This is a genomic window from Marihabitans asiaticum (assembly GCF_007828725.1).
In the GTDB taxonomy this organism is placed as follows: Bacteria; Actinomycetota; Actinomycetes; order Actinomycetales; family Dermatophilaceae; genus Marihabitans; species Marihabitans asiaticum.
In genome coordinates this window covers 320,800-341,629 of record NZ_VIUW01000004.1, presented here as the reverse complement: position 1 = coordinate 341,629, position 20,830 = coordinate 320,800, and the positions used below count along the sequence as shown (strand labels likewise).

Genomic DNA, 20,830 nt, shown 5'->3' with positions numbered 1-20,830 from the left:
CGCGGGTGCTGGCGGGGTTAAGTCTATTGAGGCGACCCGGCTCCTATATGGGCTCTTCGACTCTTCGCGTGACGGGCTCTGATGTGGGGCTCGTGGCCCTGTAGCAGGCTGGGTGGTGTCTATTAACTTGGGTGGATAGAACTAGTTCAGCAGCCCCAGCAGGTAGTCGCCGTACCCGCTCTTGCGCAGCGGTTCGGCACGCTCGGCCAGCTCGGCGTCGCTGAGCCAGCCCGCCCGCCAGGCGACCTCCTCCGGGGCGCCGATCTTCAGCCCCTGCCGCCCCTCGATCGTGCGCACGTAGGCCGTCGCGTCCGCGAGGGAGTCGAAGGTGCCGGTGTCGAGCCAGGCCGTGCCGCGGGGCAGCACCTCGACCCGCAGCCGGCCCTCCTCCATGTAGGTCCGGTTCAGGTCGGTGATCTCCAGCTCGCCCCGGCCGCTCGGGCGCAGCCCGGCAGCCCGCTCCACCACCGACTCGTCGTAGAAGTACAACCCCGGCACCGCCAGGTCGCTGCGCGGGTGGGCCGGCTTCTCCTCGAGGCTGACGGCCCTTCCTTCGCCGTCGATCTCGACCACGCCGTAGGCGGTCGGGTCGGCCACCCGGTAGCCGAAGATCGCCGCCCCCTCGATCTTGGAGTGCCGGCGCAGCTGGGTGCCCAGCCCCGGGCCGTAGAAGATGTTGTCGCCGAGCACCAGGGCCGCCGGCCCGCCCGCCACGTGTTCGGCCCCGATCGTGAAGGCCTGCGCCAGCCCGTCCGGCGACGGCTGCACCGCGTAGCTGATCTCGACCCCGAGCTGCGAGCCGTCCCCGAGGAGCCGACGGAAGGCCTCGGCCTCGTGCGGGGTGGTGATGACCAGCACCTCACGGATGCCGGCCAGCATGAGCGTCGAGAGCGGGTAGTAGATCATCGGCTTGTCGTAGACCGGGACCAGCTGCTTGCTGATGCCCCGGGTGATCGGGTGCAGACGAGATCCGGTCCCCCCGGCGAGGATGATGCCGCGCATGGCACCACCATAGGGTGAGCGACATGGAGCGACTCCTCGTCACCGGCGGTGCCGGCTTCATCGGCAGCAACTTCGTCCACCACGTGATCGAGCACACCGACGCGCACGTGACGGTCCTGGACAAGATGACCTACGCCGCCAGTGGCGAGTCGCTCGACGGGCTGGGGGAGCGGGTCGAGCTGGTCGTCGGCGACATCTGCGACGCCGCCCTCGTCGACCGGCTCGTCGCCGAGCACGACGCGGTCGTGCACTACGCCGCCGAGTCGCACAACGACAACTCCCTGGCCGACCCGTCCCCCTTCGTCCAGACCAACCTCGTCGGCACCTTCACCATCCTCGAGGCGGTCCGCGCCCACGGCACCCGGCTGCACCACGTCTCGACCGACGAGGTCTACGGCGACCTCGAGCTCGACGACCCGGCCCGCTTCACCGAGTCCACCCCCTACAACCCCTCCAGCCCCTACTCCGCGTCCAAGGCCGGCAGCGACCACCTCGTGCGCGCGTGGGTGCGATCCTTCGGCATCCCCGCGACGCTGTCGAACTGCTCCAACAACTACGGCCCGTGGCAGCACGTCGAGAAGTTCATCCCCCGCCAGATCACCAACGTGCTCAGCGGCACCCGCCCCAAGCTCTACGGCGCGGGGCAGAACGTGCGCGACTGGATCCACGCCGACGACCACTCCAGCGCCGTACGGACCATTCTCACGAAGGGGGAGATCGGCCAGACCTACCTGATCGGTGCCGACGGCGAGAAGAACAACCTCGAGGTGATCCGCGCGATCCTGCGCCTGCTCGGCCGCGACGAGGACGACTTCGACCACGTCACCGACCGGGCCGGGCACGACCTGCGCTACGCGATCGACTCGACCCGGCTGCGCACCGAGCTCGGCTGGCAGCCCCGGTTCGCCGACTTCGAGGCCGGGCTGGAGCGCACCATCGACTGGTACCGCGAGCACGAGTCGTGGTGGCGCCCGGCCAAGGAGAGCACCGAGGCTACCTACGCGGCGAAGGGGCAGTGATGGCCGAGCTCGCCGCCCGCACCACCGCCATCCCCGGGCTGCTCGTGCTCGCCCTCCCCGTGCACGGCGACGCCCGCGGCTGGTTCAAGGAAGCCTGGCAGCGCGAGAAGATGACCGCGCTCGGGCTGCCCGACTTCGGTCCCGTGCAGAGCAACATCTCCTACAACGCCTCGCGCGGCGCCACCCGCGGCATCCACGCCGAGCCGTGGGACAAGCTCGTCACCGTCGCCACCGGCTCGGTCTTCGGCGCGTGGGTCGACCTCCGCAAGGGCGAGACCTTCGGGGCGACGGTGAGCGTCGAGATCGGCCCCGACACCGCCGTCTTCGTCCCCCGCGGCGTCGGCAACAGCTACCAGGCGCTCGAGGACGGCACCGCCTACACCTACCTCGTCAACGACCACTGGCGCCCCGGCATCACCTACCCCGCACTCGCCCTCGACGATCCGGACGCCGCCATCGACTGGCCGATCCCGCTCACCGAGGCCGAGATCTCCGCCAAGGACCAGGCCAACCCGCGGCTCGGTGAGGTCACCCCCTTCGCCGCCGACCCCCCTTCGATCGTCGTCCTGGGGGCCGGTGGTCAGGTCGGGCAGGTGCTGCTGCGCGCCCTCCCGGGAGCGAAGGGGGTCACCCGCGCCGAGCTCGACCTCACCTCGCCGCAGGCGCTGGCCGAGTACGACTGGTCCTCCGTCGACGTCGTGATCAACGCCGCCGCCATGACCGCCGTCGACGCCGCCGAGACCCCGCAGGGCCGGCGCGAGGCGTGGGCGGCCAACGCCACCGGTCCCGCCGCGCTCGCCGCGCTCGCGGTCGAGCACGACCTGACCCTGGTGCACTTCTCCTCCGACTACGTCTTCGACGGCACCGCCGAGGTGCACGACGAGGGCGAAGGGGTGGCCCCCCTCGGTGTGTACGGCCAGTCCAAGGCCGCCGGCGACCTCGCGGTCACCGTCGCCCCGCGGCACTACGTGCTGCGCACGTCCTGGGTGATCGGGGAGGGGGGCAACTTCGTCTCGACGATGGCCCGGCTGGCGCGCGAAGGGGTGTCCCCCCGCGTCGTCGACGACCAGGTGGGGCGGCTGAGCTTCGCCGACGACCTCGCCGGCGCGGTCGCGCACCTGCTCAACGTCGGCGCGCCGTACGGCGTGTACGGGTGCACCTGCTCAGGTGAGCCGATGAGCTGGGCCGACATCGCCCGCGAGGTCTTCGTGGCGAGCGGTCGCTCGGCCGACGACGTGACCGGGGTGTCGACCGCGGAGTACACGGCTGGGGCGTCGACACCCGTCTCGCCTCGGCCCGCCCGCAGCACGCTGTCGCTGGAGCGTCTCGAGGCGACCGGGTGGCAGGCGCGCGATCAGCGTGAGGCGCTCGCCGCCTACCTGCGGGACTGACGTGCCGACCGCCACGCGCCGGCCTGCTTGGCTCGGGGCGGCGTGGGCCGCGAGGATGGGCACATGAGCGTGCGCATCCTCACCGTCTGCACCGGCAACATCTGCCGCTCGCCCTACGCCCACCTGCTGCTCGGGCACCGGCTCGAGCAGGTACGCCCGGGGGCGTTCGAGGTGTCCAGCGCCGGTGTCGGTGCGCTCGTCGACCACCCCGTTGACCCCGGCAGTGTCGTGCACCTGGAGTTCAAGGGAATCGAGCACGCCGACTTCGCTGCGCGGCAGATCAGCGAGCGGATGCTCGACGACGTCGACCTCGTGCTCGCGATGACCGTCGAGCACCGCCGGGCCGTGCTCAGCTACGCCCCGCGGCTGCTCAAGCGGTGCTTCACGCTCAAGGAGATCGCGCGCCTGATCGACGCGGCCGAGCAGACCCAGCCCTGGACCGAGCGGCTGGAGGGGTGCGACGGGCCCGATGAGCGGTGGGCGCGGATCCCCGCCGAGCTGGCCCGCGAGCGTGGCCGGCACCGCGTCGACGAGGGTGCCGACGACGTAGCCGACCCCTACCGTCGCAGTCAGGACCACTTCGACACGATGGCCCGGGAGGTCGACGAGGCCGTCGAGACGATCGTCGGTCTCGAAGCCCGCTTCTGACCCCTTCGCCCCCCGCCCCCGGTCGCTCCCCGCCCCCTCTCGCCGATTCGAGGTAGGTCTGTCCCACCCAGCCGGGCGCTTCTACCTCCACTCGCCGCCCCCGGTTGCTGATTCGAGGTAGATCTGTTCCACCCAGCCGGGCGTTTCTACCTCCAATCGCCGATGGGGTGGGGCGAGCACGAAGAGTCCTGCACAACCCCGCAGGTGCGAGCACGGCTATCCACGCCAGCGCTCGGGGTGCTGCGAGGCGTAGCTGCTGCGCTGCATCGTCGAGCCATGAAGCGCTCACCGGTACAGATGCACGCGTGGCTGTGCGAGCAGGCGGCGGACACCGACCTCGCCGTGAGCCGAGTGTGGCTGCGTGGCAAGGGCATCGACCGCAAGATGACCGCTCGCCAGGTGCGCCAGAGGCGGTGGAGCGTCGCCGGCCGCCAGACGATCCACCTGCGGGACGCGCCGCTCACCGACCTGGCGCAGCGATGGCGTGCTGTCTGGGAGACCGGCGAAGGGGTGGCGCTCGTCGATGGCGTGTCGGCGCTTCAGGCGGCTGGCCTCACCGGCTGGCGCGACGATGTCGTCCACGTCTCGCTCCTGCACCGCCACGACTACCTCAGCGCGGAGGGAGTCAAGGTGCACAAGGTCGCCCGGCGGGTCGACGACGAGCAGACGAGCTCCGGACTGCCTCGCACCCGTCCGGCGGTCGCAGCGATCCGGGCGGCGCACTGGGCCGTGACTGACCGGTCAGCCGCGACGATCCTCGCGATGGCCGTTCAGCAGCGGATCGTGACCGGCGCGCAGCTGGTCGAGGCTCAGCGGGTCGTGCGAGGTCGGACCCGGCGGGCCCTGATCAAGGCGCTGGTGGGCGATATCGCTGATGGCGCTCACTCGCTGGGTGAGCTGGACTTCACCGCGCAGTGCCGGGCCAGGGGCATCCCCGCCCCGACCAGGCAGGTGCTCCGGACCTTGCCCAACGGTCACGCGTACCTCGACGGCTACTACGAGGCGAACGGGGTCGTCGTAGAGATCGACGGTGCGGGCCACCTCTGGGGCCTGAAGACGACGGAGGACTACCTCCGAGCGAACGAGCTTGTCCTCGGGGAGGACCGGGTGCTGCGCATCAATGTCGTGGGGCTCCGGGTCGAGGCCGACGCCTTCTTCGACCAGCTGGCCCGTGGTCTCGCCCTGCCGCCGCTACGGCCGCAGGCGGCGACCCCCTTCGCTGATTAGAGGTAGATGCGCCCGGCTGGGCGGGACAGTCGTACCTCGAGTCGCACCCCGGGTCGGCGATTAGAGGTAGATGCGCCCGGCTGGGCGGGACAGTCCTACCTCGAGTCGCACCCCGGGTCGGCGATTAGAGGTAGATGCGCCCGGCTGGGCGGGACAGATCTACCTCGAATCGGCGGGAGGGGAGGGGGCGAGAGGGGAGGGGGCGAGAGGGGAGGAGCGAGAGGGGAGAGGCGTGGGGCGAAGGGGGAGGCGGGTCAGGCGATCCAGTCGGACCAGCCGTGGTGCAGCACCAGCCAAGCGATGAGGCCGTAGCCGGCCTGCCCCGGGTTGGTGCCGTCGATGCTCGAGGCGATGTCGCTGTCCCACTGCTCGTGACCGGCGAGCGGGGTGAAGACGTCGACGAAGTGCACCCCGCGCCGCTCGCACACGTCCTTCTGCGCCTCGGTGATCTGACGCAGCTGGTCGTCGGCCTCGGGGTTGCCCGTCGGGGCCGGACCGACGACGAAGGTCCCGACGCCCTGGCTGGAGCACTCGTCGAGGATGTTTGCCAGGTTGAGCCGGTGCCGGGCCAGCGAGACCGCGCCGTCGATGTCGTCGCGCCCCATCGACACGACGAGTCGCCGGTCGCTCGCACCGCGCCACCGCAGCGGCGCCTCGGCCTCCCAGCGCTGGGCGACCTCGCCGGAGGTCTGCCGAGCCACCCCGAGGTTGTAGTGGGTCAGGTACGCGCCCTCGACGCTGGTGCGGCCCATGACCCGACCCACCCAGCCCTGCGCCTTGGGGTCGCCGTTACCCGCGACGAGCGCGTCGCCGATGAAGACCACCGAGATCCGGCGGACCCCGTCGTCGTCGCCGTGGGCGGTGGCGTACCCGGCGCTCGGGGCGAATTCGTGACCGGTGGCGTCAGTGGTGGGGTGCATGATCATGGGAACCTACTCGTCGTCGAGCTCGTCGTCGTCCAGGCGCGCGAGCCAGGACGCGAGTCGCTCCACGGGGGTCTCGAACTCGGGGTTGAGGTCGACGAAGGTGCGCAGCTGGTCACTGACCCATTCCAGGGTGACCTGCTCCTCACCCCTTCGCTCCGCCAGCTCCTCGATGCCGCGGTCGGTGAAGTACACGTGCCGGCCCGTCAGCGGTCGAAGGCAGCCTGCATGATGGCCGCCTGCTCCGCCGCGTGCTTCTTCGCCGTCCCTGCCGCCGGCGACGCGCTCGCCGGGCGGGCCACGACCCGCAGCTGGCGGGTCTCGCCGTGCTCGGCGAGGGCCTGCGGCAGGTTCAGCGCGAGGAACGGCCAGGCACCCATGTTCTTCGGCTCCTCCTGGACGAGGAGGACCTCGGCGTTCGGGTACTGCGCCAGCTCCTCGGCCAGCTCAGCCCCCGCGAGCGGGTAGAAGCGCTCGAGCCGCAGGATCGCGGTCTGGTTGTCCTCACGCTTCTTACGCTCCGCCTCGAGGTCGTAGACCACCTTGCCGGCGGCCACGATGACGCGGGTGACGTCCTCCCCCTTCGGCCCGTCCCGGTCGGGCAGGACCGGCCGGAAGCCGCCCTCGAGGAAGTCCTCGGGCTGGCTGGCGGCGGCCTTCAGCCGCAGCATCGACTTCGGGGTGAAGACGACGAGCGGGCGCCGCGGACGGGCGTAGGCCTGACGGCGCAGCAGGTGGAAGTAGCTCGCCGGGGTGCTCGGGAAGGCGACCGTCATGTTGTCCTGGGCGCACAGCGTGAGGAAGCGCTCGATCCGCGCCGAGCTGTGGTCCGGGCCCTGCCCCTCGTAGCCGTGGGGGAGGAGCAGCACGACCGAGGAGTGCTGGCCCCACTTCTGCTCGCCGGCCGAGATGAACTCGTCGACCACCGTCGCCGCGCCGTTCCAGAAGTCGCCGAACTGCGCCTCCCAGAGGACGAGAGCGTCCGGCCGCTCGACCGAGTAGCCGTACTCGAAGCCCATCGCGGCGAACTCGCTGAGCAGGGAGTCGTAGACCCAGAAGCGGGCCTGGTCGCCGCCGAGGTAGTTCAGCGGCGTCCACTCCTCGGCGGTCTCCTTGTCGATCAGGACCGAGTGCCGCTGCACGAACGTGCCACGCCGGGTGTCCTGGCCGGTGAGCCGGATCGGCGTGCCCTCCTTGAGCAGCGAACCGAAGGCGAGCAGCTCGCCGGTCGCCCAGTCGATGCCCCCTTCGCGCACGCTCTGGGCACGCTTGGCCATCGCCTGACGCAGCTTCTGGTGGACGGTGAATCCCGCGGGCGGGTCATTGAAGACGTCACCGATCTGGTGGAGCACCTGCTCCTCGACCGCCGTCTCCACGTCGGAGCGGCGCGGCGCATCACCCTGCTGGGCGGCGGGCCGCTCGAGGCCGGCGTTGTCGTCGACCTCGGTCGCCGAGCGCGGGTCGTCTTCGTGCTGGGCCGAGCCCTCCTTGAGGGCCTCCTTGGTCTCGACGAAGACCCGCTCGAGCTGGGACTGGTAGTCCTTGAGCGCCTCGGACGCCTCGTCCTCGTTGATGTCACCGCGCCCCACGAGCGACTCGGTGTAGAGCTTGCGCACCGAGCGCTTGTTCTCGATGAGGTTGTACATCAGCGGCTGGGTCATCGAGGGGTCGTCGCCCTCGTTGTGGCCGCGGCGCCGGTAGCAGACGAGGTCGATGACGACGTCCTTGTGGAACTTCTGCCGGTAGTCGAAGGCGATCTCGGCGATCCGCACGCACGCCTCCGGGTCGTCCCCGTTGACGTGGAAGATCGGCGCCTGGATCATCCGCGCGACGTCGGTGGAGTACACCGAGGAGCGGCTCGCCGACGGGGCGGTGGTGAAGCCGACCTGGTTGTTGATGACGACGTGCACCGTGCCGCCGGTGCGGTACCCGCGCAGCTGCGACTGCTGCAGCGTCTCGGCCACCACGCCCTGGCCAGCGAAGGCGGCGTCGCCGTGGATGAGGATCGGCAGCACTGGGAAGTCCTCACCCGCGTGGTTGAGCCGGTCCTGCTTGGCCCGCACGATCCCTTCGAGGACCGGGTTGACCGCCTCGAGGTGGCTCGGGTTGGCCGCGAGGTAGACCTTGGTCTTGGACCCGTCCTCGCCGGTGAACTCCCCCTCGGTGCCGAGGTGGTACTTCACGTCGCCCGAGCCCTGGACCGACTTCGGGTCCAGCTCGCCCTCGAACTCGCGGAAGATCTGGCCGTAGGACTTACCCGCGATGTTGGCCAGCACGTTGAGCCGGCCGCGGTGCGGCATGGCGATGCAGACCTCCTCCATCGCGTCCTCCGCCGAGCGGGACAGGATGCGGTCGAGCATCGCGATGACCGACTCGCCACCCTCGAGGCTGAAGCGCTTCTGCCCGACGAACTTCGTCTGCAGGAAGGTCTCGAAGGCCTCGGCGGCGTTGAGCCGGCGCAGGATGCGCAGCTGCTCGTCGCTCGTCGGCTTCTTGTAGCCGACCTCGATGTGGTCCTGGACCCAGGCGCGCTGGTCGGGGTCCTGGATGTGCATGTACTCCACGCCGATCGAGCGGCAGTAGGAGTCGCGCAGGATGCCGAGGATGTTGCGCAGCTTCAGGAACGGGGCGCCGCCGAAGCCGCCGGTGGCGAAGTGGCGCTCGAGGTCCCAGAGGGTCAGGCCGTGCTGGGTGATGTCGAGGTCGGGGTGGCGCCGCTGCTTGTACTCCAGCGGGTCGATGTCGGCCATGAGGTGGCCGCGCACCCGGTAGGCGTGGATCAGCTCCTGGACCCGGGCGACCTTGTTGATGTCGTCGTCGTGGGTGGCGGAGATGTCCTGGACCCACCGCACCGGCTCGTACGGGATCCGCAGGCTCTCGAAGATCGTGTCGTAGAAGCCGTGCTCGCCGAGCAGCAGCTCGTGGACGATCTTGAGGAACTCCCCGGACGCCGCGCCCTGGATGATCCGGTGGTCGTAGGTCGAGGTGAGGGTGAGGATCTTGCTCACGGCGTTGCGCGCGAGGGTCTCTGGGCTCGCGCCCTGCCACTCCGCGGGGTAGTCCAGGGAGCCGACGCCGATGATCGCGCCCTGACCCTTCATCAACCTGGGGATCGAGTGCACCGTGCCGATGCCGCCGGGGTTGGTCAGGGTCATCGTCGTGCCCTGGAAGTCCTCGACGGTCAGCTTGTTGTCGCGCGCCTTGGCGATGAGCTCCTCGTAGGCGCCCCAGAACTGGCTGAAGGTCATGTCCTCGGCGGCCTTGACCGAGGGCACGACGAGCGAGCGGGAGCCGTCGTCCTTCTTCAGGTCCACCGCGATGCCGAGGTTGACGTGCGCCGGGTTGACCATGACCGGCTTGTCCTTGTCGTCGGTGGTGTACCCGACGTTCATCGACGGCATCTCACGCAGCGCGCGGACCAGCGCGTAGCCGACGAGGTGGGTGAAGGACACCTTGCCGCCGCGGGCGCGCTTGAGGTGGTTGTTGATGACGATCCGGTTGTCGATGAGCAGCTTGGCCGGGATGGCGCGCACCGACGTCGCCGTCGGCACCTCCAGCGAGGCCTCCATGTTGCTCACGACGCGGGCGGCCATGCCCTTGAGCGGCACGAGCTCGTCCTCGGGCTCGTCCTTCGAGTCCTTCGCGTCCTTCGAGTCGGGTTCGCGGGGGGTGGGGGAGGAGGCGTCGCTCTTCTTCGCCTCGGCCTTCTTCGACTCGGCCTTCTTCGACTCGGCCTTCTTCGGCTCAGACTTCGCGTCCGCCTTCTTCGGCTCGCTCTTCTTCGCGTCCGCCTGCTTCGCCTCGGAGGCCGTCGAGTCCCCCTTCGAGGACTCGGTGGTCTTCGTCTCGGCCTTCTTCGGCTCGCTCGAGCCGCCGTTCGAGGCGGCGCGCTGACCCCCCTTCGCCTCCGGACCGGAGCCGTTGGCAGACCCGGACCCGCCGGACTCCATCTCCTCGAAGTAGGACCACCACGCCTTGTCGACGCTGTTCTTGTCCTGCTTGTACTGCTCGTAGAGCTCGTCGACGAGCCACTCGTTCGGACCGAAGTCGGTCAGGTTTGCGGGGCCGTCAGTGGGGTCGGGCACGGGCGATACGCCTCTTTCGAGATGGAGGTCGACTCACGGGCCCGTGGCACGGGCCACACACATTGGCAAGCCTAACGCGTGGGCGGTCCGATGGGGACGGCCCGGGTGGTCCGGTTACCTGCCTTGGCAGGTGCGGCCGGATCGGGACGTGCCTTGGCAGGTGCGAACAGGCGGGCGAAGGGGGAGGCGCGCGCCTCCCCCTTCGCTCAGCTCACGGTGACGCCTCGGTCAGGCGACGTCCTGACGGGTCGCCCGCAGCGCGCCCAGGCCGGCGAGGACCGCCGCCCAGGCGAGGAGGACGAGCGCAGCCGCCCACCACGACAGGTTCTCGGGAGCGTTCGGGCCCGCCATCGTCACGGTGTCGACCATCGCGTTGGTGGCCTGGCTGGGGAAGTACTTCACGAGGTGCTCGCGGCCGAACTCCCAGAAGCTCAGGCCGAACCCCAGCAGCGGCTCGACGATCCAGGCGAAGCCGATGCCGACGAGCAGCGCGGCCACCTGGTTGGGGATGAGAACGCCGACGCCGAAGCCGATGAGCGCCCACAGGCCGAGGGCCAGCAGCGCCAGCGCGAGGGAGCGCAGCACCTCGATGTCGGGGAAGGGCGAGAAGTCGTTCATCGCGAGGATCGGCGCGCCGACGGCGACCGACCCGACCAGGCTGATCAGGCCGTAGACGGCGCCGAGGACGAGCAGGGCGATGATCTTCGCGCCGATCGCCTGGACCCGCCGGGGCGTGCTGAGGAAGGTGCCGGTGATCGTCTTGTGCCGGTACTCCGACCCGATCTGCATCACCCCGATCGTCAGGAGCAGGAGGTACCCGATGCCCAGGCCGGAGGTGTAGACGGAGTTGGCGATCTGCACCTCGCCGCCCTCCATTCCGCCGGGCCCGCCGGCCCCGCCCATCCCCTCGCTTGTGTAGCTGAGGGCGAAGAGCGCGGCGAAGAGCGCCGCGGCGACGAAGATGCCGATCGCCATGCCCCACCAGAGGCGGGTGGTGAAGAACTTGCGCAGCTCGGACTTGACGGCGTTGATCACAGGTTCGCTCCTTCCTGGCCGGTGATGGCATCTCTCTCGGCGGGGGCCGGACCCCCTGGGTCGCCGGCCGGGGCGCCGGTGTAGTTGCGGTTGGTGCCGTCGGTGAGGTCGAAGAAGAGCTGCTCGAGGTCGGCGGCCTTGCGAGTCAGCTCCCAGATCGGCAGCCCGGCGCGCAGGGCGACGTCACCGACGACGCGCAGGTCGTCGGTCTCGACGAGCAAGCCGCCCTCGGTGGTCTCGGCGGTCACGTCGGCGACGCGCAGCGCGCCGACGAGCGTGTCCGGGTCGGAGGTGCGCACGAAGGCGCGCGGTGTTCCCTGCAGCTCGGCGACCGTGCCCGAGCGCACCATCCGCCCGTTGGCGATGATGACGACCTCATCGGCGGTCTGCTGCACCTCGGTGAGCATGTGACTGCTCACGAGCACGGTGCGCCCCTCGCCCGCCAGATGCGTGAGGAACCCGCGCAGCCACCGGATGCCCTCGGGGTCCAGGCCGTTCGCCGGCTCGTCGAGGATGAGCACCTCGGGGTCGCCGAGCAGCGCCGCCGCCAGGCCGAGCCGCTGGCGCATGCCCATCGAGTAGCCGCCGGCGCGCTTCTTCGCCGCCGCCGGGATGCCGACGAGGTCGAGCAGCTCGTCGACCCGCGAGTTCGGCAGACCAGCGGCCGCGGCCATGACCCGCAGGTGGTTGCGCCCGGACCGGCCGGGGTGGAAGTTCGTCGCCTCCAGCGCCGCCCCGACCGTGCCGAGGGGGTTGTCCAGGTCGCGGTAGCGGCGCCCGCCGATGGTCGCCGACCCCGACGTCGGGTTGACCAGCCCGAGGAGCATCCGCAGCGTCGTCGTCTTGCCCGCGCCGTTCGGCCCGAGGAATCCGGTGACCCGGCCCGGCTCGACGGTGAAGGTCAGGTCGTCGACGGCGGTGAACCCCCCGAACTTCTTCGACAAGTTGCTGATCTCGAGTCTGCTCCCGGTGTGCCGGGCCCCTGCACTGGTACTCATGCGCCACATGCAACCAGGTGATCGGGCCGGCCGCGTCATCCGGCGGGCTGACCTGCGTGATCGGCGTGTCCGACCGAAGGGGGAGAAGCGCCCCCGACGCCGTAGGATCGGCCCATCATGACCCCCTGGCTGCTGGTGCTCCTCGGTGTGCTGCTCACCCTCGGCACCGCCCTCTTCGTCGCTGCCGAGTTCTCCCTGGTCGCCCTGGACCGCCCTTCGGTCCAGCGCGCGGTCGACCAGGGTGACACCCGCGCTGCCCCGGTGCTGTCCTCCCTTCGCCGGCTCTCGACCCTGCTCTCCGCGTGCCAGGTCGGCATCACCATCACGACCCTCGCCCTGGGTTTCGTCGCCAATCCCGCGATCGGTGAGCTGCTGCGCCCGGTGCTCGAAGGGGTGGGCCTGGGCGAGTCCTCCGCCGGCCGGCTGGCGAGCCTGCTGGCGCTGCTGATCGCCACCGGCTTCTCGATGATCGTCGGTGAGATGGTGCCCAAGACCCTCGCGGTGTCAGCGCCGCTCGGGACGGCGAAGGTGGTCGCCAGCCCGATGCGGGTGGTCACCGCCGCGCTGCGGCCCTTCATCGCCGTGCTCAACGGCTCGGCCAACTGGGTGCTGCACCGCTTCGGCGTCGAGCCGCAGGAGGAGCTCTCCGCCGCCCGCTCGCCCGCCGAGCTCGCCTCGCTCGTGCGCACCTCGGTCGAGGCCGGCACGCTCGACTCGGGGACGGCGCGGCTGGTGACCCGCTCGCTCGGCTTCGGCGAGCAGACCGCCGCCGACGTCATGACCTCGCGCAACCGGGCCACCGCCATCGAGCGCACCGCGACCGCCGACGAGCTCGTCGCCCTGGCCCGGGCGACCGGTCACTCCCGATTCCCGGTGCTCGGTGACGACTGGGACGACATCGACGGGGTCGTCCACGTCAAGAAGGCGATCGCCGTCCCGCACGACAAGCGCGGCGGCGTGCCCGTCTCCGCGCTTATGGTCCCGCCCGTCATGGTCCCGGAGACGCTGCGGCTCGACCCGCTGCTGCTGCAGCTGCGCGACGCCGGGCTGCAGTTCGGCTGTGTCGTCGACGAGTACGGCGGCACCGCGGGCGTGGTGACTCTCGAGGACGTCGTCGAGGAGATCGTCGGCGAGGTCAACGACGAGCACGACCGGAGCCAGACCACCGGCCGGGCGTTGCCGGGCGGGTCGTGGAGCATCCCTGGCCTGTGGCGACCCGACGAGGTGAGCGAGCGCTGCGGGGTGGAGATCCCCGACGGCGCGGCCTACGAGACGGTCGGCGGGTGGCTGATGCACGCGCTCGGCCGGATCCCGGAGGTCGGTGACACCGCGCAGGTGCAGGGCTGGCGGGTCACCGTCGTCGACATGGAGGGCCGGCGGGTCGACCGGCTGCGCCTCGACCCGGTGGTCGAGTCGGCGCAGGGCGAAGGGGGTGAGCCCGCGTGAGTCCGACGGTCATCCTCGTCACGGTCCTGCTGCTGCTCTTCAACGCCTTCTTCGTCGGCGCGGAGTTCGCGGCGATGGCCGCCCGCCGCAGCCAGCTCGAGCCGCTGGCCGACGCCGGTGACAAGCGGGCCGCCCAGGCGGTCTACGCCCTCGAGCACACCGGGGTGCTGCTCGCCACCTGCCAGCTCGGCATCACCGTGTGCTCGGTGCTCCTCGGTGCCGTGTCCGAGGCGGCGCTGCACCACGCGCTGCACCCGGTGATGGAGCGGCTCGGGGTGCCGCACGGGCTGACCGACGTCGCCTCGCTCGTGCTCGCGATCATGATCGTCGTCTACCTGCACGTCGTCGTCGGCGAGATGGTGCCCAAGAACCTCGCTATCGCCGGGCCCGAGGCCTCGGCGCGCTGGCTCGTGCCGCCGCTGCTCGTCGTGATGCGGCTGACCAAGCCGGTGATCATGGCGATGGACTGGGTGTCCAAGGCCTTCGTGCGGGCGATGGGGATCGAGCCGAAGGACGAGCTCGACAGCGCCGTCACCGCCGAGGAGGTGCAGCAGATCGTCGACGAGTCCCACCGCGAGGGCCTGGTCGAGACCGACCAGTACGGGCTGGTCGGGGCCGCGTTGGAGTTCTCCGACAAGGACGCCGCCGATGTCGGGATCCCCGTTGCTGACCTCGTCACCGTGCCCGAGGACGCGAGCCCCGAGGACATCGAGCGGCTCGTCGCCAAGCACGGCTTCTCTCGCTACCCGACGGTGAGCGCCTCCGGCGAGCTCACCGGGTACCTCCATCTCAAGGATGTGCTCTACGCCGAGGAGGCCGAGCGCGCCCAGCCGGTGCCGCGCAAGCGGCTGCGCCGGCTCGCCACCGTCCAGCGCGAGGACGAGGTCGAGGACGTGCTGCGGACCATGCAGGTGACCGGGGCGCACGTCGCCCGGGTCATCGACGACGCCGGGGCGATCATCGGCCTGGTCTTCCTCGAGGACGTCATCGAGGAGCTCGTCGGAGAGGTGTCCGACTCCACCCAGCGGTAGGTCGCAGATCCCCGGGGAGCCTCAGACGGGCGGTCGCCTTCCCCCTTCGCAGATCCCCGGGGAACCTCAGACGGGCGGTCGCCTTCCCCCTTCGCAGATCCCCGGGGAGCCTCAGACGGGCGGTCGCCTTCCCCCTTCGCAGATCCCCGGGGAGCCTCAGACGAGCGGTCGCCTTCCCCTTCGCAGATCCCCGGGGAGCCTCAGACGGGCGGTCGCCTTCCCCTTCGCAGATACCCGGGGAGCCTCAGACCATCATGCCGCGCAGCGCGAAGTAGAAGACCGCGCTGAGCAGGGCCGAGACCGGCACGGTGATGAGCCACGCGGCGACGATGCGGTAGAGGTGGGAGCGGGTGACGAGCTGGCGCTTGAGGGCCTTCTTCAGCTTGCGCCGCTGGGCGGCGGTGATGACCGCCTCGTGCCCCATCTCCTTGAGCTGGTCGAGCAGCTCGCGCTTGGTCTCGACGTCGCCGTTGACGAAGGTGTAGAGCACGCGCTCGACCTCGGCGATGTGCTCGTCGCCCTGGTGGCTGTGGAGCACGTCCTCGACGGCCTGGGCCATCCGCTGGTCGAGGTACTCGCGCAGGAAGCCGACGCCGAAGATGCCGCCGAGCGCCACGTGCGTGGAGCTGACCGGCAGCCCCAGCTGGCTGGCGACGATGACGGTGAGCGCGGCGGCGAGCGCGATGCAGAAGGCTCGGGAGCGGTCGAGCTCGGTGATCTCAGAGCCGACCGTGCGGATCAGACGGGGGCCGAAGAGGGCCAGCCCGAGCGAGATCCCGAGGGCGCCGATGACGAGCACCCAGAGCGGGATGCTCGCCGAGGAGTCGGTCCCCGTGCCCGCCTCGGCGAGCACCTCGACGACGCCGGCGAGCGGACCGACCGCGTTGGCCACGTCGTTTGCGCCGTGGGCGAAGGAGAGCAGCGCAGCCGCGAAGATCAGCGGGATGGTGAAGAGGGCGTTGACGCCGGTGCGGCCGGAGAGCTCGGGGGCGCGCCGCCTGATGCTCGGTCGGGTCATGAGCACCGTGATCACGCCCGCGACGAGACCGATGACCGTGGCGACGGGGAAGCTGATCTCGAGCACGTTCTTGACGCCCTTGAGCGCGATGTACGTCGTGAAGGTCCACGCCATGAGGCCGAGCAGGTAGGGCAGGTAGCGCTGGGCGGCCACGATCGGGTCGGCCTGCCACAGCACGCCCCGCTCGAGGACGTAGAGCAGACCGGCGGCGAGCAGGCCGCCGGCGACGGGGGAGATGACCCAGCTCGCGGCGATCGAGCCCATGACCGACCAGTTGACGATCTCGAAGCCGGCGGCAGCGATCCCCGACCCCATGACGCCACCGACGATCGAGTGGGTCGTCGAGACCGGGGCGCCGAGCCAGGTGGCGACGTTGAGCCAGACGGCGGCACCGAGCAGGGCCCCGATCATCACCCAGACGAAGACCATCGAGCCCTCGATGTCGGCGGGGTCGATGATCCCGTTCTTGACGGTGCTCACGACCTCGCCCCCGGCGATGATCGCGCCGGCAGCCTCGAAGACCGCGGCGATGACGATCGCCAGTCCGAGCGCCATCGCCTTGGAGCCGACCGCCGGGCCGACGTTGTTCGCGACGTCGTTGGCGCCGATGTTCATCGCCATGTAGCCGCCGATGAGGGCGGCGGCGGTCAGCAGCCAGGAGTTGTCCAGATGGCCGAACTGGGTGCGGGTGAAGACCAGCACCGCCGCGAGGAAGAGAGCTGAGAGGAGCAGCCGGCCCAGCTGGGCCGCGCCCGTTGTGGTGGTCTGCTCGGCCGGGGGGTGATCCGCCACCTTCACCAGGCAACGCCTTCCTGCCCTCGATCCGCCAGGGAGGCGTGAGGATCGGGCCGTCAACGATCGGACACGCGACGGTAACCCGCCCGCCACCCCGAGGCAATCTCACGGCCACCCCCCTTCGCAGATCCCCGGGGAACCTCAGGCGAACGGTCGCCTCTCCCTTCGCCCGGCTGTCCCACGCTGCAGGACGAACCGGGCTCGCCGGCGCTGCCGTGGCACCCTCCCTTCGTCCCCGCAGTCGCCGCAATCCGCAGAGGAACGACATGAGCACGCACACCACCGAGGTCGACCACGACCGCCGCGGGGGTGTCGAGACGGCCGGCTTCTCGACCCGCAAGGCCTTCATCTTCGCCGCCATCGGCTCGGCCGTCGGCCTGGGCAACATCTGGCGGTTCCCGTACGTGGCGTACGAAGGGGGAGGAGGGGCCTTCATGCTCCCGTACGTCGTGGCGCTGCTCGTGGCGGGCATCCCGATGCTCTTCCTCGACTACGCGATGGGCCACCGGTTCCGCGGGTCGGCTCCGCTGTCCTTCCGTCGCGTCTCGCGCTTCGCGGAGTGGCTTGGCTGGTGGCAGGTGCTCATCACCTTCGTCATCGGCGTCTACTATGCCGCGGTGATCGCCTGGGCCGTGCGCTACACCGGCTTCGCCGCCAGTCGGGCGTGGGGGTCGGACCCGGAGGCGTTCTTCTTCGGCGACTTCCTGCGGGCTGCGGAGGACCCCGGACCCACCTTCGAGATCGTGCCGGGCGTGCTCGTTCCGATGGTCGTCCTGTGGGTGATCGCCCTCGCCGTGCTCGCCGCCGGGGTGCAGGGCGGGATCGGGCGGACCGCGGTGATCTTCGTGCCGGTGCTCGTCGTCGCCTTCGTCACCCTTGTGGTCGTCGCCCTGACCCTGCCCGGCGCCGCTACTGGACTGGAGGCGCTCTTCGAGCCGAAGTGGTCCGCGCTCGGCGACACCTCGGTGTGGGTGAGCGCGTTCGGGCAGATCTTCTTCAGCCTGTCGGTCGGCTTCGGCATCATGATCACGTACGCGAGCTACGTGGGGCGGCGGACCGACATGACCGGGTCCGGGTCCGTGGTCGCCTTCTCCAACTCCGGCTTCGAGCTGCTCGCCGGCATCGGCGTTTTCGCGGTGCTCGGATTCATGGCGCAGTCGCAGGGGGTGGGAGTCGATGAGGTCGTCAGCGGCGGGATCGGGCTGGCCTTCATCGCCTTCCCGACGATCCTCAACGAAGCGCCCGGCGGCACTCTGCTCGGGCTGCTCTTCTTCGGCTCGCTCGTCGTCGCCGGGCTCACCTCGCTCATCTCGGTCGTCGAGGTCGGGATCAGTGCGGTGCGTGACAAGACCGGCGCCGGGCGGGTGGCGAGCACGCTCGTCGTGGGAGTGCCGACCGCGGTCATCAGCTGTCTGCTCATGGGGACCACCGGGGGCATCTATGTGCTCGACACGGTCGACCACTTCATCAACAGCTTCGGCATCCTCGGCGTCGGTGCGATCGCGATGTTTGCGCTGGCCCTCGTTTTCCGGGTGCTGCCCCGGCTGGCCCGGCACCTGAACGTCCACGGCTCGATCCGGCTCGGTCGCTGGTGGTACGCGCTCGTCGGAGTGGTCGTCCCGGTCGTCCTGGGCTACATGGTCTACCTCGAGCTCCGGGACAACATTGCGAGCCCCTACGAGGACTACCCGGCGGAGCTGCTCGGTGTCTTCGGCTGGGGGCTCGTCGCCGCGCTTCCCGTCGCCGCTCTCCTCATCTCGCTGCTGCCCTGGCGCAGCGGCGTGATGGTCGACGACCCGGGGTCAGACCTCGCCGACGCCTCCGACCCCTTCGATCGCGCCGGCCCCGACTCCGCTGACAATCACCGACCCGAGAGGAGCCACCGATGAGCACGACCGCGATCCTCACCATGCTGGCCACCGCCACCGCGATCTGGGGCGGTCTGGCCGCCGCCGTCGTCAACCTGCTGCGCAACGATCGCAAGCGGGGTTGACCCGAGGCTGAGGCGGCGTCCTTGGCGAGCGAAGGGGCCCGGTGAGCCGGGTGAATCGCGGGTAGAACTACACGAGTCGCCGCCACCTGGCCGGGTGACCCCGAGATCTGGGGATCGAGTGGGACGCGAGACTGGCTCGTGTCGTCCTACCCGCGAGTAACTAGGGGCGACGGGCGTGACCGTTGGTCTGAGGTTCCCCGGGGATCTGCGAAGGGGGACGGTGGCCGTTCGTCTGAGGTTCCCCGGGGATCTGCGAAGGGGGGAGGGTGGGTGCCCCCGTCGGCGCTCTCACTCCGTTCGAGCGCCTGTTGCTTCTGCCGGGGGCCCATCCATCCTGCTTCGCAAGCTCGCAGGATCAGCGGTGCCCCCGGCAGGATTCGAACCTGCGGCCCCTGGTACCGGAAACCAGTGCTCTATCCCCTGAGCTACGGAGGCGTGCGCCGCTCGGGCGGCGCCGGAGCAGGTTAGCACCGCCACCCCTTCGCCTCTGAATCCGCCGAGACGGCACGAGCCAGCCGCCGGACACCCGACTCGACCCCCTTCGCCGGATCCCTAGACTGCGCCGGGTGACCCCCGAAGAGCTCGCGACCGCCATCGCCGCTGCCCTCTCTGCCGCCGTCGACACCGGAGAGCTGTCCGTCGACGTGCCCGAGACCGTCCGCGTCGAGCGTCCGAAGCAGAAGGGCCACGGCGACTGGAGCACCAACGTCGCGATGCAGCTCGCCAAGCCCGCCGGCAAGCCCCCTCGCGACGTCGCCGCCGCCATCGCCGCTCACCTGACCCAGACCTCCGGCATCGCCGCCGTCGAGGTCGCCGGCCCCGGCTTCCTCAACATCACCCTCGACGCCGCCAGCGCCGGCGAGCTCGCCCGCACCATCGTCGAGGCCGGCGTGTCCTACGGGCAGGGGCAGTCCGAGGCGGGACGGACGGTCAACCTCGAGTTCATCTCGGCCAACCCCACCGGCCCCCTGCACATCGGCCACACCCGCTGGGCCGCCCTCGGCGACTCGATGCGCCGCCTGCTCGACGCGTCCGGCGCCGACGTCACGAGCGAGTACTACATCAACGACGCCGGCGCGCAGATGGACAAGTTCGCCGCGTCCGTCCTCGCCCGCCTGCGCGGGGAGCCGACGCCCGAAGGCGGATACCCGGGCGCGTACATTGACGACCTCGCCGCGTCGGTCCGGGAGCAGCGCCCAGACGTCGCCGACCTGCCGGAGGGCCAGGCGCTGCCGGTCGTGCGCGACCTCGCCTACCGCGCCCAGCTGGACGACATCCGGGGCACGCTCGAGGACTTCGGGGTGCACTTCGACGTGTGGTTCTCCGAGGCCACGCTCCACGACGGCGGCGCGGTCGAGCAGGCGGTCGCCCGGCTGCGCGAGCAGGGCCACGTCTACGACGACGGGGGAGCCGTGTGGCTGCGCACCACCGACTTCGGCGACGACAAGGACCGCGTGCTCATCCGCGCCGACGGAGTGCCCACCTACTTCGCCGCCGACGCCGCCTACTACCTGAGCAAGAAGGACCGCGGCTTCGACGAGAAGATCTACCTGCTCGGCGCCGACCATCACGGCTATATCGGCCGGCTCAAGGCTATCGCTGCGTGCGCCGGCGACGACCCCGAGCACCACATCGAGATCAAGATCGGCCAGCTGGTCAACCTCGATGGCGCCAAGCTCTCCAAGCGCGCCGGCAACATCATCGAGCTGCGCGACCTCGTGAGCTGGATCGGTGCCGACGCCGTGCGCTACAGCCTCGAGCGCTACCCGGCCGACAGCCCGCTCACCCTCGACGGCGAGGAGCTGCGCAAGCAGACCAACGACAACCCCGTCTTCTACGTCCAGTACGCCCACGCCCGCACCGCGAACGTCGCCCGGCTCGCGGCGGAGGACGGGGTCGACCGGGGTGACGGGTTCACCCCTTCGCTCCTCAACGACCCGACCGAGGCGACCCTCCTCGCGACCCTCGGCGACTTCCCCCGCGTCGTCGCCCAGGGCGCCGAGCTGCTCGAGCCGCACCGGGTCGCCCGCTACCTCGAGACCCTCGCGACGGCGTACCACAAGTGGTACGACACCTGCCGCGTGCGCCCCCTTCGCGACGAAGAGATCACCGACACCCACCGCACCCGCCTGTGGCTCAACGACGCCACCCGCCAGGTGCTCGCCAACGGGCTGACGCTGCTCGGGGTCTCCGCCCCGCACCGGATGTGAGCTCATGAC

16 protein-coding genes and 1 tRNA gene are annotated in these 20,830 nt (G+C 70.4%); 9 read left to right on the top strand and 8 right to left on the bottom strand.

Features of this window, described 5'->3' with window-relative positions; genetic code table 11:
• Positions 1-141 precede the first annotated feature (141 nt).
• Positions 142-1,002 (bottom strand): glucose-1-phosphate thymidylyltransferase RfbA, encoded by an 861-nt coding sequence (gene rfbA, locus FB557_RS12655; protein ID WP_144857969.1) that lies wholly within the window; start codon positions 1,000-1,002, stop codon positions 142-144.
• 23 nt (positions 1,003-1,025) lie between these two features.
• Here rfbA and rfbB point away from each other — a divergent pair, with 23 nt between their 5' ends.
• The 4 genes from rfbB to FB557_RS12635 all read left to right on the top strand — a co-directional run bounded on the left by rfbB (position 1,026) and on the right by FB557_RS12635 (position 5,287).
• Positions 1,026-2,021: a dTDP-glucose 4,6-dehydratase gene (rfbB, locus tag FB557_RS12650; protein ID WP_144857968.1), complete on the top strand. Its 996-nt coding sequence runs from the start codon at positions 1,026-1,028 to the stop codon at positions 2,019-2,021.
• Entirely contained in the window at positions 2,021-3,412 is a 1,392-nt protein-coding gene (locus FB557_RS12645; protein WP_144857967.1) for a sugar nucleotide-binding protein, read from the top strand. Before rfbB ends, FB557_RS12645 begins: the two co-directional genes overlap by 1 nt.
• A 63-nt stretch (positions 3,413-3,475) precedes the next feature.
• Positions 3,476-4,060, top strand: a complete 585-nt coding sequence (locus tag FB557_RS12640; protein WP_144857966.1) for an arsenate reductase/protein-tyrosine-phosphatase family protein — start codon at positions 3,476-3,478, stop codon at positions 4,058-4,060.
• 276 nt (positions 4,061-4,336) lie between these two features.
• Complete coding sequence (locus tag FB557_RS12635) at positions 4,337-5,287, top strand: hypothetical protein (protein ID WP_144857965.1); 951 nt, start codon at positions 4,337-4,339, stop codon at positions 5,285-5,287.
• Positions 5,288-5,541: 254 nt separating this feature from the next.
• Here the strand turns inward: FB557_RS12635 and FB557_RS12630 are convergent, their stop codons facing one another.
• The 5 genes from FB557_RS12630 to FB557_RS12610 form a co-directional block, all read right to left on the bottom strand.
• Complete coding sequence (locus FB557_RS12630) at positions 5,542-6,213, bottom strand: GDSL-type esterase/lipase family protein (protein WP_246074777.1); 672 nt, start codon at positions 6,211-6,213, stop codon at positions 5,542-5,544.
• Positions 6,214-6,219: 6 nt separating this feature from the next.
• The gene (locus FB557_RS12625; protein ID WP_144857964.1) at positions 6,220-6,405 is read right to left on the bottom strand and encodes a DUF6104 family protein; all 186 of its coding nucleotides are present in this window, start codon (positions 6,403-6,405) and stop codon (positions 6,220-6,222) included.
• 11 nt (positions 6,406-6,416) lie between these two features.
• Positions 6,417-10,295, bottom strand: a complete 3,879-nt coding sequence (locus tag FB557_RS12620) for a multifunctional oxoglutarate decarboxylase/oxoglutarate dehydrogenase thiamine pyrophosphate-binding subunit/dihydrolipoyllysine-residue succinyltransferase subunit (protein ID WP_144857963.1) — start codon at positions 10,293-10,295, stop codon at positions 6,417-6,419.
• A 228-nt stretch (positions 10,296-10,523) separates the two neighbouring features.
• Positions 10,524-11,330, bottom strand: coding sequence for an ABC transporter permease subunit (locus FB557_RS12615; protein WP_144857962.1), 807 nt, complete (start codon positions 11,328-11,330; stop codon positions 10,524-10,526).
• Positions 11,327-12,328: an ABC transporter ATP-binding protein gene (locus tag FB557_RS12610; protein ID WP_144857961.1), complete on the bottom strand. Its 1,002-nt coding sequence runs from the start codon at positions 12,326-12,328 to the stop codon at positions 11,327-11,329. Before FB557_RS12610 ends, FB557_RS12615 begins: the two co-directional genes overlap by 4 nt.
• Before the next feature lie 117 nt (positions 12,329-12,445).
• Between FB557_RS12610 and FB557_RS12605 the strand changes: the two genes are divergently transcribed.
• Positions 12,446-13,774, top strand: coding sequence for a hemolysin family protein (locus FB557_RS12605; protein WP_144857960.1), 1,329 nt, complete (start codon positions 12,446-12,448; stop codon positions 13,772-13,774).
• Complete coding sequence (locus tag FB557_RS12600) at positions 13,771-14,805, top strand: hemolysin family protein (RefSeq protein WP_144857959.1); 1,035 nt, start codon at positions 13,771-13,773, stop codon at positions 14,803-14,805. The genes FB557_RS12605 and FB557_RS12600 overlap by 4 nt, the downstream gene beginning before the upstream one ends.
• Positions 14,806-15,049: 244 nt before the next feature.
• Here the strand turns inward: FB557_RS12600 and FB557_RS12595 are convergent, their stop codons facing one another.
• A complete protein-coding gene (locus FB557_RS12595; protein ID WP_246074775.1) occupies positions 15,050-16,615 on the bottom strand; it encodes an inorganic phosphate transporter in 1,566 nt (521 codons plus the stop codon).
• Between the two features lie 269 nt (positions 16,616-16,884).
• Between FB557_RS12595 and FB557_RS12590 the strand changes: the two genes are divergently transcribed.
• Together FB557_RS12590 and FB557_RS12585 are read left to right on the top strand one after the other, a co-directional pair.
• Entirely contained in the window at positions 16,885-18,507 is a 1,623-nt protein-coding gene (locus tag FB557_RS12590; protein ID WP_144857957.1) for a sodium-dependent transporter, read from the top strand.
• Positions 18,504-18,611, top strand: a complete 108-nt coding sequence (locus FB557_RS12585) for a methionine/alanine import family NSS transporter small subunit (protein WP_144857956.1) — start codon at positions 18,504-18,506, stop codon at positions 18,609-18,611. The genes FB557_RS12590 and FB557_RS12585 overlap by 4 nt, the downstream gene beginning before the upstream one ends.
• 362 nt (positions 18,612-18,973) lie before the next feature.
• On the opposite strand, the gene FB557_RS12580 is transcribed toward FB557_RS12585, so the two are convergent.
• Positions 18,974-19,046 (bottom strand) — tRNA-Arg (locus tag FB557_RS12580).
• A gap of 131 nt (positions 19,047-19,177) precedes the next feature.
• Between FB557_RS12580 and argS the strand changes: the two genes are divergently transcribed.
• A complete protein-coding gene (argS, locus tag FB557_RS12575; RefSeq protein WP_144857955.1) occupies positions 19,178-20,821 on the top strand; it encodes an arginine--tRNA ligase in 1,644 nt (547 codons plus the stop codon).
• Positions 20,822-20,830 lie beyond the last annotated feature (9 nt).

Excerpts from the sequence above, each read along its gene's own strand:
- rfbA (WP_144857969.1), bottom strand. The coding sequence starts at position 1,002 with ATGCGCGGCATCATCCTCGCCGGGGGGACCGGATCTCGTCTGCACCCG.
- rfbB (WP_144857968.1), top strand. The coding sequence starts at position 1,026 with ATGGAGCGACTCCTCGTCACCGGCGGTGCCGGCTTCATCGGCAGCAAC.
- FB557_RS12645 (WP_144857967.1), top strand. The coding sequence starts at position 2,021 with ATGGCCGAGCTCGCCGCCCGCACCACCGCCATCCCCGGGCTGCTCGTG.
- FB557_RS12640 (WP_144857966.1), top strand. The coding sequence starts at position 3,476 with ATGAGCGTGCGCATCCTCACCGTCTGCACCGGCAACATCTGCCGCTCG.
- FB557_RS12635 (WP_144857965.1), top strand. The coding sequence starts at position 4,337 with ATGAAGCGCTCACCGGTACAGATGCACGCGTGGCTGTGCGAGCAGGCG.
- FB557_RS12630 (WP_246074777.1), bottom strand. The coding sequence starts at position 6,213 with ATGATCATGCACCCCACCACTGACGCCACCGGTCACGAATTCGCCCCG.
- FB557_RS12610 (WP_144857961.1), bottom strand. The coding sequence starts at position 12,328 with ATGAGTACCAGTGCAGGGGCCCGGCACACCGGGAGCAGACTCGAGATC.
- FB557_RS12605 (WP_144857960.1), top strand. The coding sequence starts at position 12,446 with ATGACCCCCTGGCTGCTGGTGCTCCTCGGTGTGCTGCTCACCCTCGGC.
- FB557_RS12590 (WP_144857957.1), top strand. The coding sequence starts at position 16,885 with ATGAGCACGCACACCACCGAGGTCGACCACGACCGCCGCGGGGGTGTC.
- FB557_RS12585 (WP_144857956.1), top strand. The coding sequence starts at position 18,504 with ATGAGCACGACCGCGATCCTCACCATGCTGGCCACCGCCACCGCGATC.